This is a genomic window from Sphingomonas sp. 2SG (genome assembly GCF_005503285.1).
Lineage (GTDB): Bacteria > Pseudomonadota > Alphaproteobacteria > Sphingomonadales > Sphingomonadaceae > Sphingomonas > Sphingomonas taxi.
Map to the genome: position 1 here is coordinate 1 of NZ_SCMZ01000107.1, position 1,427 is coordinate 1,427.

At 65.7% G+C, this 1,427-nt stretch carries 1 protein-coding gene and 1 pseudogene; both read right to left on the reverse strand.

What is annotated here, in order from left to right; translation table 11 throughout:
- Positions 1–179: 179 nt before the first annotated feature.
- The gene (locus FFS23_RS19910) at positions 180–1,331 is read right to left on the reverse strand and encodes a TDT family transporter (protein WP_137899962.1); all 1,152 of its coding nucleotides are present in this window, start codon (positions 1,329–1,331) and stop codon (positions 180–182) included.
- Positions 1,328–1,427 (reverse strand): annotated as a pseudogene (locus tag FFS23_RS20675) (LysR family transcriptional regulator); the annotation flags it as partial. The gene FFS23_RS19910 and the pseudogene FFS23_RS20675, both read right to left, overlap by 4 nt.

The window sequence follows — 1,427 nt, forward strand, 5'->3', positions numbered from 1 at the left end:
TGCGGCAAGGCCGGCGGTGCCGAGCGCCGTACGCCTGAGAAAGCGGCGACGGCTGGTTTCACTCGCCAGCGCGGCGTCAAAATTGTCCATGACAAGGCTCTCCTGTGGCCAGCCACGCTGGCGGTTCGAAGCGGCGTTCTGCAAGTGATCGGACCGATTGATCCGATCATCAGGGTGGATCAGTTCGGGGTAGCGATGCAGGGCGAGACGAACAGGTTGCCGCGCCATGCTCCGGCGAGTGTCTTGGCACCGACCAGCAGCCACATCGCCGCGAGCGCGACCGTCAGCACTGTGCCGACAATACCGAAGAAGCCTAGGTTCAGCGTCGTACCGAGGCGGAAGGTGGCGACGGTGTAGACGCCGAGCGGGAAGGTATAGCCCCACCAGCCAAGGTTGAATGGGACGCCGGCGCGCCAGTAGCGGATGGTGATGAGCGTCGCGAGCGCCAGCCACCACAGGCCGAAACCCCACAGACAGAGCCCGGCGACGACGCCGATCCCTTGCGCGACGGTACCGACACCGACCAGCCCATGCGCCGCGAGGATCGCCGGCGCATCCGCCCCAAGCACCAGCATACCCAGCGCCCCGGTGCCGATCGGCCCCAGCGCAAGCCAAGAGGATGCCGCCATGCTCTCGTGCGGGAGCTTGTGGAGCGCCATGCGCAGGATCAGGATAGTGAGGATGCCAAACGCGACCGGCACCGAATAGGCCCACAGCACGTAGGAAGTGGCGAGCGTCACGATCTGCGCGTGAGGATCGGTCAGATGCGGCGCGAGCAGCCCGCCGCTGGCACCCGCCACTTCCGCTGCGACGACCGGCAGCAGCCATACCGCAGTCATGCCGTCCAGGCTGTGCTCGTGGCGGGTAAACATCAGGTAGGGGATCAACACGCCGCAGGCGAGCGACATGGCGACGTCGATCCACCACAGGACGTGTGCGACCGGCACGATGCCGTTACCGAACCGCGCGATCCCGAAGGCGAGGCATCCGTTGATGATCGTCGCCAAGCCCATCGGAATGGTCCCGATGAACATTGACACGGTGTTGTGGCCGAAGATGCGCCGTGCCTCATGCCCGAACATCGCCCAGCGCGCGCCATAGAGACCGGCGAACAGGATGAAGAGCGCGATGTTGAAGAACCACAACACCTCGCCAATCGGTTTGAGCGCGGGGCCGATATTGGGCACCTGCGGCAGCGCGAGAGCGAGGATGCCGGTGCCCATCGTCGCGGCGAACCAGTTGGGTGTGAACTGGCGGATCATCTCGCGCGGGTGATCGAGCCTGCTTAGCGGCTTGAGGCCGGTCAGGGCCGAAGGTGCGTCGGCAGTCATGCGACCTGCTCCTTGATGAGGTCCGTCAGCGCGTCGGCCGCGCGGGTGCGATAGCGTTCCTTGTGGCGCAGCGCGTGGAAGGCGCGATCGGGTAAC